This is a genomic window from Afipia sp. DC4300-2b1 (genome assembly GCF_049895725.1).
Lineage (GTDB): Bacteria > Pseudomonadota > Alphaproteobacteria > Rhizobiales > Xanthobacteraceae > Afipia > Afipia broomeae.
The window spans coordinates 679,418-694,751 of the sequence record NZ_JAFCSX010000003.1 but is presented as its reverse complement, the minus strand read 5'-3'; the positions used below and the strand labels follow the sequence as shown (position 1 = coordinate 694,751).

Annotated in this window: 18 protein-coding genes; 13 read left to right on the top strand and 5 right to left on the bottom strand. The window is 63.2% G+C overall.

Annotated features, from left to right (window positions below; all coding sequences use genetic code 11):
* Positions 1-14: 14 nt before the first annotated feature.
* A complete protein-coding gene (gene tldD, locus ACP7AL_RS15810; RefSeq protein ID WP_425992686.1) occupies positions 15-1,454 on the bottom strand; it encodes a metalloprotease TldD in 1,440 nt (479 codons plus the stop codon).
* Positions 1,455-1,552: 98 nt separating this feature from the next.
* Positions 1,553-2,092: an invasion associated locus B family protein gene (locus ACP7AL_RS15805; protein WP_425992683.1), complete on the bottom strand. Its 540-nt coding sequence runs from the start codon at positions 2,090-2,092 to the stop codon at positions 1,553-1,555.
* Positions 2,093-2,554: 462 nt separating this feature from the next.
* On the opposite strand from ACP7AL_RS15805, the gene coxB reads away from it, so the two are divergent.
* The 13 genes from coxB (at position 2,555) to ACP7AL_RS15740 (ending at position 13,859) form a co-directional block, all read left to right on the top strand.
* Complete coding sequence (gene coxB / locus ACP7AL_RS15800) at positions 2,555-3,403, top strand: cytochrome c oxidase subunit II (protein ID WP_024919704.1); 849 nt, start codon at positions 2,555-2,557, stop codon at positions 3,401-3,403.
* Between the two features lie 84 nt (positions 3,404-3,487).
* Entirely contained in the window at positions 3,488-5,104 is a 1,617-nt protein-coding gene (gene ctaD, locus ACP7AL_RS15795; protein ID WP_425992680.1) for a cytochrome c oxidase subunit I, read from the top strand.
* A gap of 70 nt (positions 5,105-5,174) precedes the next feature.
* Positions 5,175-6,116 (top strand): heme o synthase, encoded by a 942-nt coding sequence (locus tag ACP7AL_RS15790; protein WP_006022897.1) that lies wholly within the window; start codon positions 5,175-5,177, stop codon positions 6,114-6,116.
* Entirely contained in the window at positions 6,113-6,298 is a 186-nt protein-coding gene (locus tag ACP7AL_RS15785) for a hypothetical protein (RefSeq protein ID WP_006022896.1), read from the top strand. The genes ACP7AL_RS15790 and ACP7AL_RS15785 overlap by 4 nt, the downstream gene beginning before the upstream one ends.
* A gap of 16 nt (positions 6,299-6,314) precedes the next feature.
* Complete coding sequence (locus tag ACP7AL_RS15780) at positions 6,315-6,923, top strand: cytochrome c oxidase assembly protein (protein ID WP_425992678.1); 609 nt, start codon at positions 6,315-6,317, stop codon at positions 6,921-6,923.
* A 56-nt stretch (positions 6,924-6,979) separates the two neighbouring features.
* Positions 6,980-7,876, top strand: a complete 897-nt coding sequence (locus ACP7AL_RS15775; RefSeq protein WP_006022894.1) for a cytochrome c oxidase subunit 3 — start codon at positions 6,980-6,982, stop codon at positions 7,874-7,876.
* Between the two features lie 112 nt (positions 7,877-7,988).
* Positions 7,989-8,381 (top strand): DUF983 domain-containing protein, encoded by a 393-nt coding sequence (locus ACP7AL_RS15770; RefSeq protein ID WP_425992675.1) that lies wholly within the window; start codon positions 7,989-7,991, stop codon positions 8,379-8,381.
* Positions 8,378-9,142: an SURF1 family protein gene (locus ACP7AL_RS15765; protein WP_425992673.1), complete on the top strand. Its 765-nt coding sequence runs from the start codon at positions 8,378-8,380 to the stop codon at positions 9,140-9,142. Before ACP7AL_RS15770 ends, ACP7AL_RS15765 begins: the two co-directional genes overlap by 4 nt.
* Before the next feature lie 131 nt (positions 9,143-9,273).
* Complete coding sequence (gene thrC / locus ACP7AL_RS15760) at positions 9,274-10,692, top strand: threonine synthase (RefSeq protein WP_425992671.1); 1,419 nt, start codon at positions 9,274-9,276, stop codon at positions 10,690-10,692.
* On the top strand, positions 10,689-11,978 hold the full coding sequence (locus ACP7AL_RS15755) for a M16 family metallopeptidase (RefSeq protein WP_425992669.1): 1,290 nt from the start codon (positions 10,689-10,691) through the stop codon (positions 11,976-11,978). Before thrC ends, ACP7AL_RS15755 begins: the two co-directional genes overlap by 4 nt.
* A 65-nt stretch (positions 11,979-12,043) precedes the next feature.
* Positions 12,044-12,397 carry a YbaN family protein gene (locus ACP7AL_RS15750; protein ID WP_425992990.1) on the top strand — a complete coding sequence of 118 codons (354 nt, stop codon included), beginning with the start codon at positions 12,044-12,046 and terminating at the stop codon, positions 12,395-12,397.
* Between the two features lie 89 nt (positions 12,398-12,486).
* On the top strand, positions 12,487-13,074 hold the full coding sequence (locus tag ACP7AL_RS15745) for a GNAT family N-acetyltransferase (protein WP_006022888.1): 588 nt from the start codon (positions 12,487-12,489) through the stop codon (positions 13,072-13,074).
* A 113-nt stretch (positions 13,075-13,187) separates the two neighbouring features.
* Positions 13,188-13,859 (top strand): hypothetical protein, encoded by a 672-nt coding sequence (locus ACP7AL_RS15740; RefSeq protein ID WP_024919695.1) that lies wholly within the window; start codon positions 13,188-13,190, stop codon positions 13,857-13,859.
* A 76-nt stretch (positions 13,860-13,935) separates the two neighbouring features.
* Here the strand turns inward: ACP7AL_RS15740 and ACP7AL_RS15735 are convergent, their stop codons facing one another.
* The 3 genes from ACP7AL_RS15735 to ACP7AL_RS15725 form a co-directional block, all read right to left on the bottom strand.
* A complete protein-coding gene (locus tag ACP7AL_RS15735; RefSeq protein ID WP_006022886.1) occupies positions 13,936-14,418 on the bottom strand; it encodes an ATP synthase subunit B in 483 nt (160 codons plus the stop codon).
* A 5-nt stretch (positions 14,419-14,423) separates the two neighbouring features.
* The gene (locus ACP7AL_RS15730; RefSeq protein WP_425992666.1) at positions 14,424-14,981 is read right to left on the bottom strand and encodes a F0F1 ATP synthase subunit B'; all 558 of its coding nucleotides are present in this window, start codon (positions 14,979-14,981) and stop codon (positions 14,424-14,426) included.
* 67 nt (positions 14,982-15,048) lie between these two features.
* Positions 15,049-15,276, bottom strand: a complete 228-nt coding sequence (locus tag ACP7AL_RS15725) for a F0F1 ATP synthase subunit C (RefSeq protein ID WP_006022884.1) — start codon at positions 15,274-15,276, stop codon at positions 15,049-15,051.
* Positions 15,277-15,334: the final 58 nt, after the last annotated feature.

Sequence of the window (15,334 nt, the reverse complement as noted above, 5' to 3'; positions counted from 1 at the left end):
TTCGAGGTCGCGCGCTAGCCTGTGCCGCCGACCGTGATGCGGTCCATGCGCAGCGTCGGCTGCCCGACGCCGACCGGCACGCCCTGGCCCTGCTTGCCGCAGGTGCCGATGCCGTCATCGAGCTTGAGATCGTTGCCGACCATCGAGATGCGATGCAGATCGGTGGGGCCATTGCCGATCAGCATGGCGCCCTTCAGCGGCGCGCCGAGCTTGCCGTTCTCGATCCTGTAAGCCTCGGTGCACTGGAACACGTATTTGCCCGAGACGATGTCGACCTGACCGCCGCCGAAATTCGCGGCGAAAATTCCGTTCTTCACCGATGCCAGAATTTCCGCCGGATCGCGGCCGCCGGCGAGCATGTAGGTGTTGGTCATGCGCGGCATCGGCACGTGCGCGTAGCTTTCACGGCGTCCGTTGCCGGTCGGCTTCATGTTCATCAGCCGCGCGTTCTGCCGGTCCTGCATGTAGCCGACAAGAATGCCGCCTTCGATCAGCACGGTGCGGTTGGTCGGCGTGCCTTCATCGTCGATGGAGAGCGAGCCGCGCTTCGACGAAATGGTGCCGTCGTCCACCACGGTGACGCCCTTGGCCGCGACCTGCTGGCCCATCAATCCGGAGAATGCGGAGGTCTGCTTGCGGTTGAAATCGCCTTCGAGCCCGTGGCCGACAGCCTCATGCAGCATCACGCCGGGCCAGCCGGGACCGAGCACCACGTCCATTTCACCCGCAGGCGCGGGGACTGATTCCAGATTGACCAGCGCCTGGCGGATTGCGCCGTCGGCGGCCGAGCGCCATGCCTTGGTTTCGATGAAGCGCGCATAGCCTTCGCGGCCGCCATACCCGGCGCTGCCGCTTTCCTGCCGATCGCCATTGCCTGCGACCACTGAAATGTTCACGCGCACCAGCGGACGGATGTCGCGATAGCTCTCGCCATCGGGACGCACGATTTCGACCACCTGCCAGGTCGCGCCGAGCGACACGGAAACCTGCCGCACGCGCGGGTCCTTGTCGCGGACATAGGCGTCAATCTCGGCGAGCAGCTTGACCTTGGTCTCGAAGCTCTGGCCGTCGAGCGGATTTTCATCGCCATAAAGACGCGTATTGGTATGGCCGGGCGCGGCGGCGAATGTTCCCGAATATCCGCCGCGCACGGCGCTGACGGTATCGGCGGCGCGGATCAGGGCGGGCAGGGAGACATCGGAAGAGTGGGCGTAGCCGACAGCATCGTCCTTGACCGCGCGCAGGCCAAAACCCTGGGCGGTATCATAGGTCGCCTGCTTGAGACGGCCGTTGTCGAAACCGAGCCCTTCGGACTGGCGGTATTCAAGAAATAACTCGCCGTCATCGGCGCCAGCCAGCCCGCGCACGATTTCCTTGCGGACGGCATCGCGGTCGAGCCCCGCGCGATCGATCAGGGACGTGGTCACGGGTACGGCGTCGGACGGATGACTCATGAAGGAACTCCGGGATCGCGGGATTGCAGCGAGGATCAGGCCTTCAAGATAGGGACGATCATGCCGGAGGGCGAGGGGCCCGGAATATGGGCGGCTGCCTATGGCAGCTTGTCATAGCCCTCGCCGAGGCCCTTCAGGCTGAGCGGGAAGCCGATGCCTTCTTCCGGTGTCTCGAAAATAATGAAGGTCGCGGTCTTGGCGGTCTTGAGCTGGTTGAGCAGTGTATCTTCCATCACGACCTCGGCGACGCAGCCGTTGGGCAGGCAGCGTACGAAGCCGGCCCGTCCCACGTCCTTGTCGTCGAGCTTGAGGCCGAGGCCGGACGGCAGCAGCACGCCCAGCGGCGCGACCACCCGCATCAGCTTGCTCTTCTGGTCGGCGGTCTTGAGAATAATGACCGTGAGGCCCGCGTTGGAGCGGTCCTCGGCCACAACGCTTTGAATCAGGGCACATTGTTCGGCCTGCGCACCGGCGGGGGTGTCGCAGCGGATTTGCCAGTCGCCGTGGACCGATTTCACGGCTCCCTGCGCCTGAGCGGCGGCCGGGGCGGCCAAAACGGACATCCCTGCGACGATCGCAAGCCAGATCCGCGCCCTCGCACGGCTGCGGATTGAGAAAGGTTGGTTTCGCACGCCCATCAGGCTCGATTCCTTGGCAATGATCTCGGCAATTCCCGACGATTCCGGCGGTTTCCCGCAGTTTGGCCCGCCTGATAGCTGGATTGACAGCGCAATGACGGCGTCTTGAGGGCAAGCCTGTTGAGGGCAAGGCCTATCGCCGGGATGCACCACCTCGCAGCCGCGAATCGGGCTTTCGCCGCATATCTGCCCGTGGGTACAACGGACAATCCAAGTGTCAAGCATTCTCCAGCCGCCGGACCGCCGGTTTTGGCCCATTTGCCAATGGGATTCAGGCTGTGCGCGCACCTTATTACGTGCATTGCGGTAGTCATGGAATTATGGTTTGAGAAGCGGGAAATTCGACGCGTTCTAACCTTTGGCCTTCGGCCGAAATCATGACCGCGGCTGATAAACAGGCTTAAGGCAGATCTCGCCGCCCGGTGGGATCGCTGGGGTGACGAGAGCAGGAGCGAGAGCGGCATGAAGATGTCGAAGGGCCAAAATGGCCGCCGAGTACTGGGTTTTGCGGTGGCTGCCACCGTGCTTGCCGCGGCCGGGGCAGCTTTCGCAGCAGGCGGGACACTGGGTCAGCCGTCGCCATGGGAATATACGCTCCAGCCATCCGCCTCGCCGGTGATGGACAACATCACCTGGTTCCACAACTTCCTGCTCTGGATCATCACCGCGATCACAATTTTCGTCGCGATCCTGCTGGGCATCGTGGCGGTGAAGTTCAACGCCAGGGCGAACCCCGTACCCTCCAAGACCACGCACAACACGCTGATCGAAGTGGTCTGGACCATTGTGCCGGTCCTGATTCTGGTCGGTATCGCCGTGCCGTCGTTCCGCCTGCTGTTCCAGCAGCTCGACATTCCGAAGGCCGATCTGACGATCAAGGCCACCGGCAAGCAGTGGTACTGGACCTACGCCTACCCGGATAACGGCAAGTTCGAATTCGATTCGCTGATGGTCGCTGACAAGGCGCCGCGTCTGCTGGCCGTGGACAACGAGGTTGTCGTGCCGGTGAACAAGGTGATCCGTGTCCAGACCACGGGCGCCGACGTGATCCACTCCTTCGCCATCCCGGCGTTCGGCATCAAGATCGACGCCGTCCCCGGCCGTCTCAACGAGACCTGGTTCAAGGCGACCAAGGAAGGCATGTATTACGGTCAGTGCTCCGAACTGTGCGGCAAGGACCACGCCTATATGCCGATCGCGATCAAGGTCGTGAACGATCAGGAATTCACCACCTGGGTCGAAGCGGCGAAGAAGAAGTACGCAACCAACCCCGCGAATTCGTACGCGTCGATCGGGGCTGCTGCGCAGTAAGCGCATTGACGGACAAGGGCGGGCCGGGCGCACGGCGCTCACACCGCAAGGCTGACGGGACTGCAAGGCTTAAAGGATTTGAAAATGGCCACCTCCGCTGCAACACATGATCACGCTCATGACGACCATGCGCACGATCACCCGACCGGGTGGCGGCGTTACGTCTATTCGACGAACCATAAGGACATCGGCACGATGTACCTTATCTTCGCGATCGTGGCGGGCGTCATCGGCGGCGCGATGTCGGTCGCGATCCGCATCGAGCTGATGTATCCCGGCGTCCAGCTTTTCCACGAAGCCCACACCTACAACGTGTTCGTCACCTCGCACGGCCTGATCATGATCTTCTTCATGGTGATGCCGGCGATGATCGGCGGGTTCGGCAACTGGTTCGTGCCGCTGATGATCGGCGCGCCGGACATGGCCTTCCCGCGCATGAACAACGTCTCGTTCTGGCTGCTGCCGGCCTCGTTCGCGCTGCTCCTGATCTCGACCTTCGTCGAGGGCGAGCCGGGCGCCAACGGCGTCGGTGCGGGCTGGACGATGTACGCTCCGCTCTCGACCTCGGGTCATCCGGGGCCGGCGGTGGACTTCGCAATTCTCTCGCTCCACATCGCAGGCGCGTCGTCGATTCTCGGCGCGATCAATTTCATCACCACCATTTTCAACATGCGCGCGCCGGGCATGACCCTGCACAAGATGCCGCTGTTCGTGTGGTCGATCCTGGTCACCGTGTTCCTGCTGCTGCTGTCGCTGCCGGTTCTCGCCGGCGCCATCACCATGCTGCTGACCGACCGCAACTTCGGCACCACCTTCTTCTCGGCTGAGGGCGGCGGCGATCCGGTGCTGTTCCAGCATCTGTTCTGGTTCTTCGGCCACCCCGAAGTGTACATCCTGATTCTGCCGGGCTTCGGCATGATCTCGCAGATTGTCTCGACCTTCTCGCGCAAGCCTGTGTTCGGCTATCTCGGCATGGCCTACGCGATGGTCGCCATCGGCGGCATCGGCTTCGTGGTCTGGGCGCATCACATGTACACGGTGGGCATGTCGTCGGCGACGCAGGCCTATTTCGTCGCGGCAACGATGGTCATCGCGGTGCCGACCGGCGTGAAGATCTTCTCGTGGATCGCCACCATGTGGGGCGGCTCGATCGAATTCCGCGCTCCGATGCTGTGGGCGATGGGCTTCATCTTCCTGTTCACGCTGGGCGGCGTGACCGGCGTGGTGCTGGCTAACGCCGGCGTCGATCGCGTCCTTCAGGACACGTACTACGTCGTCGCGCACTTCCACTACGTTCTGTCGCTGGGCGCCGTGTTCGCGATCTTCGCGGGCTGGTACTACTGGTTCCCGAAGATGTTCGGTTACATGTACTCGGAGACCATCGCCAAGCTGCACTTCTGGGTCACTTTTATCGGCGTGAACCTGATCTTCTTCCCGCAGCACTTCCTTGGCCTGTCCGGCATGCCGCGCCGCTACGTTGACTATCCAGACGCGTTCGCGGGCTGGAATCTGGTGTCGTCGATCGGCTCGTACATCTCGGCCTTCGGCGTGCTGATCTTCATCTACGGCGTGATCCAGGCCTTCGTCCGCAAGGAGCAGGCTGCCGACAATCCGTGGGGTGCAGGTGCAACGACGCTGGAATGGACGCTGTCGTCGCCGCCGCCGTTCCACCAGTTCGAGGTTCTGCCGCGCGTTCAGTAACGCGGCAAAGAGACATCCGCCGCGGCCGCGTGGTCACGGCGGATGAAACGATCAGGAAGTGAGTTAGATCTTGTCGATTGTCGACCATCACGCGATCGGTCTGTCGCCTCGTATCTCCGAGGCAGGCGTCGCTGATTACATCGCGCTGCTGAAGCCGCGCGTGATGTCACTGGTGGTGTTCACTGCGCTGGTCGGCCTCGTCATCGCGCCCGGTCATTTCCATCCTGTGCTCGCGATCACGTCGATCCTTTGCATCGCCGTCGGCGGTGGTGCGGCGGGTGCGCTGAACATGTGGTACGAACACGACATCGACGCCCTGATGTCGCGTACTGCCAACCGTCCAATTCCGCGCGGGCGCATCCTGCCTGGTGAGGCGCTGGCGTTTGGCCTGACGCTGGCCTTCTTCTCGGTGATGACGCTCGGCATTCTGGTGAACTGGCTGGCCGGAGCGCTGCTGGCTTTCACGATTTTCTTCTACGTCGTCATCTATACGATGTGGCTGAAGCGCTGGACCGCACAGAACATCGTGATCGGCGGCGCCGCTGGCGCGCTGCCGCCGGTGGTGGCCTGGGCCGCCGCGACGGGTTCGCTGTCCCCTGAGCCGATCCTGCTGTTCCTGATTATCTTCCTGTGGACGCCGCCGCACTTCTGGGCGCTGGCGCTGTTCCGCACCGACGATTATCAGCGCGCCAACATCCCGATGCTGCCGAATGTCGCCGGTCCCGATGCCACGCGGCTGCAAATCCTGCTGTACACAATACTGCTGGTTGCGGTCGCAGCGTCGCCCTGGCCGCTGGGTTATTTCAGCGCGGTTTACGGCGTGACGTCGCTGGTGCTCGGCGCGGGTATGCTCTGGTATGCCGTGAGCGTGTACCGTCATCGCACCGGCAGCGCCGGGCTCCGTGCCACGCGCGGGCTGTTCAAGTTTTCGATCCTGTATCTCTTCGGATTGTTCGCCGTGTTGCTGGCTGAAGTTCTGGTGTCCGCAGCCGCGCGGATGATCTGGTCATGAGCGCGGGCATCGTCATGGACAGCAACAAGAAGCCGCAGCAGGGTATCGTCCTCACGCCGGAGCAGAAGAAGCGCCAGCGCGAGCGGTCGATCGCCATAGCGGTTGCGCTGGGTATTCTGGTGATCCTGTTTTTTGCGGTCACCCTGGTGAAGGGCCCTGCCGTCCTTCATCGGCCGATCTGACGGGGATGCGGGCGAGATGACGCAGCAACCCACCAGCAAGAAGCCTCGCCTCAGCCGCGATGTCATGGTCGCGTCGATCTGCGGCTTCGTCGTTGCATTCATGGTCGGCGCATCCTACGCGGCGGTGCCGTTCTACGACTGGTTCTGCCGCGCCACTGGCTTCAACGGCACCACGCAGGTTGCGACTTCTGCGCCGGAAAAATCGCTGGAGCGCCGCATCGCGGTTCGCTTCGACTCCAATGTCAGCGGCGGTCTGCCGTGGAAATTCCAGCCGGAGCAGAACGAAATCACGGTCAAGATCGGTGAAGTCGTCACCGTCTACTACACCGTCACGAATCAGGCCGCGCGCGCGACCACAGGCGTTGCCGCGTACAATGTCGCGCCTCTCACCGTCGGTGCGTTCTTCCAGAAGATCAATTGCTTCTGCTTCACCGAGCAGACGTTCGGTCCGGGCGAGAAGCGCGAGATGGCGGTTGTGTTCTATGTCGATCCGGCGCTCGCCGCCGATCGCGAATACGACGATCTCAACACCATCACGCTGTCCTATACGTTCTACCCTGTGAAAGATCCGGCACCGAAGCCGCTCGCGGCAACGGAGACGGACAAGCGCAAGGGCAATCTTTGAGTTTTCGGCTATAACGCGACACGCGCCGGATAAGACCGGCATCACGGAGAGACCACATGGCAACGGGCCAAGCCAAACACCACGACTATCATCTCGTCGATCCGAGCCCGTGGCCGGTCGTCGGCTCGATCTCGGCCTTCATCATGGCCGTCGGCGCCGTCGCATGGATGCACAAGATGTTCGCAGGCGCGCCGATCGTGTTCGGTGTCGGCACCATCGGCGTGCTGTACACCATGGCGAGCTGGTGGGGTGACGTGATCCGTGAAGCCCAGAACAAGGGCGACCATACCCGCGTCGTGCAGTTGCATCACCGCTACGGCATGATCCTGTTCATCGCCTCCGAAGTCATGTTCTTCGTGGCGTGGTTCTGGGCCTACTTCAACGCCGCATTGTTCCCGGCTGACTCGGTGCACTATGTCCGCGACGCTCTCTTCGGATGCGGCGCCGGTGTGTCTCCGGCGGATTGCAAGGTGCCGGGAGTCTGGCCGCCGAAGGGCATCGAGACCTTCGATCCGTGGCACCTGCCGCTGCTCAACACCCTGATTCTGCTGACCTCGGGCACCACGGTGACCTGGGCGCATCACGCGCTGCTCGAAGGCGACCGCAAGGGCCTGAAGTGGGGTCTGATCCTGACCGTGCTGCTCGGTGCGCTGTTCACCTGCGTTCAGGCGTTTGAATACAGCCACGCTGCGTTCAGCTTCGCCGGCAACGTCTACGGCGCGACCTTCTTCATGGCCACGGGTTTCCATGGCTTCCACGTGCTGGTCGGCACCATCTTCCTGCTGGTGTGTTTGTTCCGCGCGTACGCGGGTCATTTCACGCCGAAGCAGCATCTCGGTTTCGAGTTTGCGGCCTGGTACTGGCACTTCGTCGACGTGGTCTGGCTGTTCCTGTTCATCTGCATCTACGTCTGGGGACACGGCGCATCAACCATGGCGCACGGCGCGCACTGATTGCGTAACCGGTTCATCATTCAGGGCGGCCTTCGGGCCGCCCTTTTTCGTGATCGGTTATGTCTTGCGGACGAGCGGTTGCGGGCGTAGCGAAGGCGAATGAAAGCATGCCATGACCGATAGTCCTGCTTCTGCCAGTGTGTCACAGGCCGCGCTCCGCGGTCTTGCCTGCAGGTGTCCGCGCTGCGGCGAGGGCAGGCTCTATGCAGGGTTTCTCACGCTGCGCCCGTCCTGCGATGTCTGCGGTCTCGACTACGCCTTCATCGATGCGGGTGACGGCCCGGCTGTGTTCATCATCATGATCGCGGGCTTCATTGTGGTCGGTGCTGCGCTGGTTGTGGAGATGAAGTATCAGCCGCCGTTCTGGGTGCATGCCGCGCTGTGGGCGCCGCTGATTCTCGCGACGACCCTGCTGCCGTTACGGTCGATGAAGGCGTTGCTGATCGCCTTGCAGTATCATCACAAGGCCGCGGAAGGTCAGTTGATCGGACGCGAGCCGAAATGAACCAGACGCAGACAGCGGCGCCTCGCCGACGAGGCATTTTTGGTCTCGCCTTGATCGCGCTCATCATGGTGTCGGTGCTCGCGAGCCTCGGCGTCTGGCAGCTTCGCCGCAAGGACGAGAAGCGCGCGCTGATTTCGGCGTTGACCGAGCGGCTCGCCGGTGTGCCGGGTGCGTTGCCGGCGGTCGTGGAGTGGCCGGCGCTGACACCGGCGCGTGACGAATTCCGCCGCGTCAGTTTCAGCGCGAGCTTCGAGTCCAAGCCGGACGTCATGGTCTACAGTTCCGGCTCCGCCGTGCGCGACGATATCAACGGGCCGGGCACCTGGGCGTTTGTGCCCGCGCGTCTGGCGGACGGCCGCAGCGTCGTCATCAATGCGGGGTTTGTGCAGAACACGATGCAGGACCGCGCGCAGCAGGATCGCGCGGTGAAGCCGCTCGTCACCGGAGCGCCGGTGACATTGACCGGCTATCTGCGTTTTCCGGAAACAGCCGGCACGCTGACACCGGCGGATGATGTGGCCAAGCGGCTGTGGTTCGTGCGCGACCATCGCACCATGGCAAAAGCGTTCGGCTGGGGCGAGGTCGCGCCGTTCTATATCGATCTGGAATCTCCAGCGCCGGCGTCGGGCGTTCCGAAACCGGGTCCGCTGCACGTCCATCTCAAGGACGATCATCTGCAATACGCCATCACATGGTTTGGCCTGGCGCTGGTGGTTGCCGCGGCCTTCGGATTCTGGGTCGTGGGCCAGCGCCGGAGCTAAATCATCGCAGGTGGCTTTCCTTGTGAAGCCGGATCGCAGCCGATATGGTGCGTTTCGATTTCGCCCAAGGCGAAGTTAATAATCCAACTTTATCAAAGGCTTGCTTCAGGCTTGAGCCTTTGGAGGGTCGCTTGACGAGCTATATTTCGACACGGGGCGAAGCCCCCCGGCTGGGCTTTTGCGATGTGATGCTGACCGGGCTTGCCCGTGACGGCGGCCTCTATGTGCCGGAGGTCTGGCCGCAGCTCAGCCCCGAGACCATCGCCGGATTTTTCGGCCGCCCGTACTGGGAAGTCGCGGTCGAGGTGATCCGCCCCTTCGTTGCGGATGAAATCTCCGAAGCCGATCTCGGCCGCATGGCGATCGAAGCTTACGCGACCTTCCGGCACCCGGCGGTGGTGCCGCTCAATCAGATCGCGCCGGATCGCTTTGTGCTTGAGCTGTTTCACGGTCCGACGCTCGCCTTCAAGGACGTGGCGATGCAGTTGCTGTCGCGGCTGATGGATCATGTGCTGGCGAAGCGCGGCCAGCGCACGACCATCGTGGTTGCGACATCCGGCGACACCGGCGGCGCCGCGGTCGATGCCTTTGCCGGCCGCGACAATGCCGATCTCATTGTGCTGTTTCCGAACGGGCGCATTTCCGACGTGCAGCGGCGCATGATGACCACGAGCGGCGCGGCGAACGTCCACGCGCTGGCGATCGAGGGCACCTTCGACGACTGTCAGGGCATCGTGAAAGGCCTGTTCAATCATCACAAGTTCCGCGATTCCGTCTCGCTGTCGGGCGTGAATTCGATCAACTGGGCGCGCATCGTCGCGCAGGTGGTTTATTACTTCACGTCGGCGGTTGCGCTGGGCGCGCCTGCGCGCGAAGTCGATTTCACCGTGCCGACCGGAAATTTCGGCGACATCTTCGCGGGCTATGTCGCCAAGCGGATGGGCCTTCCGGTCCGCCGTCTGCGCATTGCCGCCAACGTCAACGACATTCTGGCGCGCACGCTCAAGACCGGCATCTACGAGGTGAAGCAGGTCCACGCCACCACATCACCGTCGATGGACATTCAGATCTCGTCCAACTTCGAGCGCTTGCTGTTCGAGGCCACCGGCCGCGACAGCGCGGTGATCCGCGCATTGATGGGGTCGCTGGCGCAGTCGGGACGCTTTGTGCTGAGCGATGCGGTGTTGAAGCAGGTCCGCGAAGACTTCGATGCTGGCCGCGCCGACGAAACGGAAACCAGCGCCGCGATCCGCGCTGCCTGGAAGGAAGCGGGCGAACTGGTCGATCCGCACACCGCCGTGGCGCTTGCGGTCGCCGATCAGGACAAACCGGTCTCGACCGTGCCGAACATCGTGCTCTCCACTGCGCATGCCGCCAAGTTCCCCGATGCTGTCGAGGCGGCGTGCGGAGTGCGGCCGCCGCTTCCGGCATGGCTCGACGGCCTGATGACAAAGTCCGAACACATCAAGGTCATGAAGAACGATCAGACCGAGGTCGAACGGTTCATTCTTTCGGTGAGCCGCGCTGCCAAGCAGGGAGTCGCTGGATGAGCGTCAACATCACAAAGCTGCCTTCGGGTTTGACCGTGGTCACCGACACCATGGCGCATCTCGAAACCGCGGCGCTCGGCGTGTGGACCGGTGTCGGCGGCCGCGACGAAAAGCCCGACGAACACGGCATGTCGCATCTGCTCGAGCATATGGCGTTCAAGGGCACGACGCGGCGGACGTCGCAGCAGATCGCCGAGGAAATCGAAGCGGTCGGCGGCGATCTCAATGCCGCGACCAGCAACGAGACGACCGCGTATTATGCGCGGGTGCTGAAGGCCGATGTGCCGCTGGCGCTCGACGTGCTGTCGGACATTCTTGCCAATCCGTCGTTCGATGCCGAGGAACTGGAGCGCGAGAAGAGCGTGATCGAACAGGAAATCGGCGCCGCGCAGGACACGCCGGACGACTTGGTCTTCGAGCACCTCAGCGAGTTGAGCTATCCGGATCAGCCGATGGGCCGCTCACTGCTCGGCACGCCGCAGACCCTTGCCGGCTTCAGCCGCGACAATCTGCAAAACTATCTCTCGACGCACTATCACGGTCCCGACATGGTGGTCGCTGCCGCCGGAGCAGTCGATCACAAGAGCGTCGTCGCCGAAGTCGAACAGCGTTTCGCGAGTTTCGAGGCTACGCCGGCGCCGAAGCCGTCGCCTGCGATGTTCGGCAAGGGCGGTTCGCGCGTCATTCACCGCGATCTCGAGCAGGCGCATCTGACGCTGGCGCTTGAAGGGCTGCCGCAGTCGGATCTGTCGCTGTTCAGCTTGCAGGTGTTCACCAATATTCTCGGCGGCGGCATGTCGTCGCGGCTGTTCCAGGAAGTTCGCGAGAAGCGCGGGCTTTGCTATTCGATCTACACTTTCCACGCCGCCTATTCCGACACCGGATTTTTCGGGCTCTATACCGGCACAGATCCCGCCGATGCGCCCGAGATGGTGGAGGTCATCGTCGATGAGATGAACAACGCGGTCGAGACCTTGACCGAAAAGGAAATCGCTCGCTCCAAGGCGCAGATGAAGGCCGGCCTTTTGATGGGGATGGAAAGCTGCAGCGCCCGCGCCGAGCAGATGGCGCGGCATATGCTGGCCTATGGACGACCGCTGACGGTGGATGAACTGGTGGCGCGCATCGATGCGGTCACCGTCGAAACCACCCGCGATGCCGCGCGCGGATTGCTGAGCCGCAGCCGTCCGGCAGTGGTGGCGCTGGGTGGGGGCCGCGGCCTTGACACTGCGGTCAGTCTGGCCGAGGGCCTGGCGCGGCCGAAGGCCAAGGCGCTGCTGCACTGACGAAAGATCCCGCATGTAACGAGGTGAGCAGCGATCCTGTAAGGGCTCCGCGCTTCTCCCGTCTTGTGCGGGCTCTCTTCCTAGGCCTTGGATTCGTCTTCGTTGCGCTTGGCGTGATCGGCGCTTTTTTGCCGGTGCTGCCGACAACGCCTTTCCTGATCGTGGCAGCCGCATGTTTCGCGCGGTCCTCTCCCCGGTTCGAGGCGTGGCTTCTGGAGCACGAGCGTTTCGGGCCGACCTTGCGCGCGTGGCGCTCGCGCGGCGCCATTCCGCGCAAGGCGAAGATGGCGGCGCTTGCCGGAATGATCGTGGGCTTCACCCTGTTCTGGTTTGCCGCCAATCCCGGCCTGCCGCTCACCCTCGCCGTCTCGGGGTTGATGCTGACCGGCCTTGCCTATGTGTTTTCGAGGCCGTCATAGGATCGCAACCGGGGCGGACGAGCCGGAAAACTGTGCTAGAAAAGGTATGTGGATGCATGTGTGCATCCGCTTACGGGAGGGGTTTCGGGATGGCCCTGTTTCGCTTGCCCACAACAACGGCTCCGGCGCTCGCCCCGCGCGGACACGGGCTCCTGCTGCGCGCCCCGCAGATGCCGGATTACGTGCAGTGGAGCGAATTGCGCGAAATGAGCCGGCTGTTCCTGACGCCATGGGAACCGATCTGGCCGTCCGACGACCTGACGCGTTCGGGATTCCGTCGCCGCCTGCGCCGCTATACCGAAGATATTGCCGAGGACAGGGCCTATCCGTTCCTGGTGTTTCGCGAGCACGACGGCGTGCTGGTGGGCGGCGTGACCCTCGCCAATGTGCGGCGCGGGATCGTGCAGGCGGGCACGCTTGGCTACTGGGTGGGCCAGCCGTATGCCGGCAAGGGTTACATGACCGCGGCTTTGCGGGTGTTGCTGCCGACCCTGTTCGGCGAGCTTAATCTGCATCGCATCGAGGCCGCCTGCATCCCCACCAACCAGTCCTCGATCCGGGTGCTGGAGAAGTGCGGCTTCGCCCGCGAGGGCTTGGCGCGGCGCTATCTGTGCATCAACGGCGTCTGGCAGGACCATTACCTGTATGGCCTGCTGGATGAGGACTTCCGCGGTTAACCAGCCCTGCCTGAGCGTGGTGTTGCGCCTTTGGTTCGCCGTCTTTGGCCTGCTATAAGTCCGCCTGATCCTTTCCTTTTTCCTACAATCCTTGGGGCTGACTGGAAGCAATGATGGCTGATGGCAGGCGTTTGAAGCGCGCGGCAATGGCTGCGCTGGCTGTGGCGGCAGGGGCCGCCCTGTCGGGTTGCGGCGGCGGCAGCATGTTCGGCGGCTCCTCCGGCAGTTCGTCCACCGGCTCGTCGATCGGCAGCAGGTTCAACCAGTTGTTCGGGTCCAACACGCAGGAAGCCAGCACGTCATCCACCCCCTCCACGCAGTCGACCCAGAACAGCGAACTGACCTGTCCAAGCGTCGCGATCCGCTTCGGAGCGTCGACGCTCTCGGTCGGGCTGCCCGGCAAGCCGGCCTCGGGCAGCGATCTGCGCTACCAGGGCACGATCACACGCACCGCGCGCGACTGTAATTTGCAGGGCGGGCAAGTCACCGCGCGGATCGGCGTGATCGGCCGGATTATCACCGGTCCTGCGGGCGCGCCGCCGACCGTCGATGTGCCGATGCGCGTCGCCGTCGTGCAGGAGGGCGCACCGGAGAAGGTGATCGTCACCAAGGCGTTCCGCACCGCGGTTGCGCTCGAGGGCGACAACACCGAGTTCAGCATCGTCGCCGAGGACGTCACCTATCCTGCGCCGACGGAAGCTGCGAACGACAAGTATATTTTCTATGTCGGCTTTGATCCGGCGGCGCTGAAGCCCGAGCCTGCGGCGCGCAAACGCAAGAAATAGCGCGCGCGGGTTTCGATCGAAAAAAGCCGGCCTCGCATCAACGAGGCCGGCTCTTTTTGTCAGAGAATGTGAAGCGTCAGTTCAGCTTGCTGCGAACGTCCTGGATGCCCTTGGCGATCAGGTCGCCGGCGACCTGACCCTTGACCGACTGCGTCATGATCGAGGATGCGGCGGACACGGCGGCTTCGGCAGCGGCTGCGCGGACATCCGCGATGGCCTGGCTTTCGGCCTGGGCGATCTTGTTTTCCGCAGTCTTGGTGCGGCGGGCGACGAAATCTTCCATCTTCGCCTTGGCTTCGGCCGCGATGCGCTCGGCATCGGCCTTGGCGCTGGCGACGATGTCCTGCGCTTCGCGCTCGGCGCTGGCGCGGCGGGCACGATACTCGGCGACCAGCTTCACGGCCTCTTCCTTGAGGCGGCGGGCGTCGTCGAGTTCTTTCTGGATACGGTCGCGGCGACGATCGAGCGCCTGCAGGATGGTGCGGTGAACGCCGAAATAGCCGAACACACCCATCAGGATGACGAAGGCGACGGCGACCCAGAATTCTGCTTGGAACATCGTCGTTATCCCTTCAAGGACGCATCGACGGCGCTGTCGACAGTCTTGCTGTCGGGCGCAACGCCGGTGAGGCGCTGAACAATGGCTGTCGCCGCATCCGATGCGATCGAACGGACATTACCCATCGCGGTTGCGCGCGTTGAGGCAATGGTCTTTTCGGCATCGGCCAGCTTGGCCGCGAGGGTTGCTTCAAGCGCCTTGCGGTCGCTTTCGGCTTGCGCGTTCAGCTTGTCGCGAGTCTCGGATCCGATGGCCTGAGCCCGCGCCCGCGCATCGGCGAGTTCGGTTTCATAAGCCTTCAGAGCCTGATCGGACTCGTCCTTCAGCTTCTGCGCCTCAGCGAGATCGTTTTCGATCACGCCTTCGCGGTTCGCGATGATGCCGCCGACGCGCGGAAGCGCGAACTTCGACACGATGAAGTAAAGCAGCGCAAAGGCGATCGCGAACGACACCAGCTGCGAGGCAAACGTCTCCTTCTGGAAAGGCGGAAAGCCCGCCTTGCCATGACCGTCTGCTTCGGTGTGGGCGGTCGTGCCCTTTGCAGTGCCCTGACCCGTCGCCATGAGCGTCTCCTGTTGGCGTCAGCCGCGGCTCGAGCGAGTCCGCGGCAAACGCATCATCCGGTCTGACTTAGACGGCGAACAGCAGCAGCAGCGCGATCAGCAGCGAGAAGATGCCGAGCGCTTCCGTCACGGCGAAGCCGAAGATCAGGTTAGCGAACTGGCCCTGCGAAGCCGACGGGTTGCGGAGCGCGCCGTTCAGGAACTGGCTGAAGATCATGCCGACGCCGATGCCTGCGCCGCCCATGCCGAGACAAGCGATGCCGGCGCCGATGTACTTTGCTGCAACTGGATCCATAGTGAAACTCCTTCTTGGGATGTTGGTGTCAGTGGATAAGTGAAATCCGGCCAGTGTC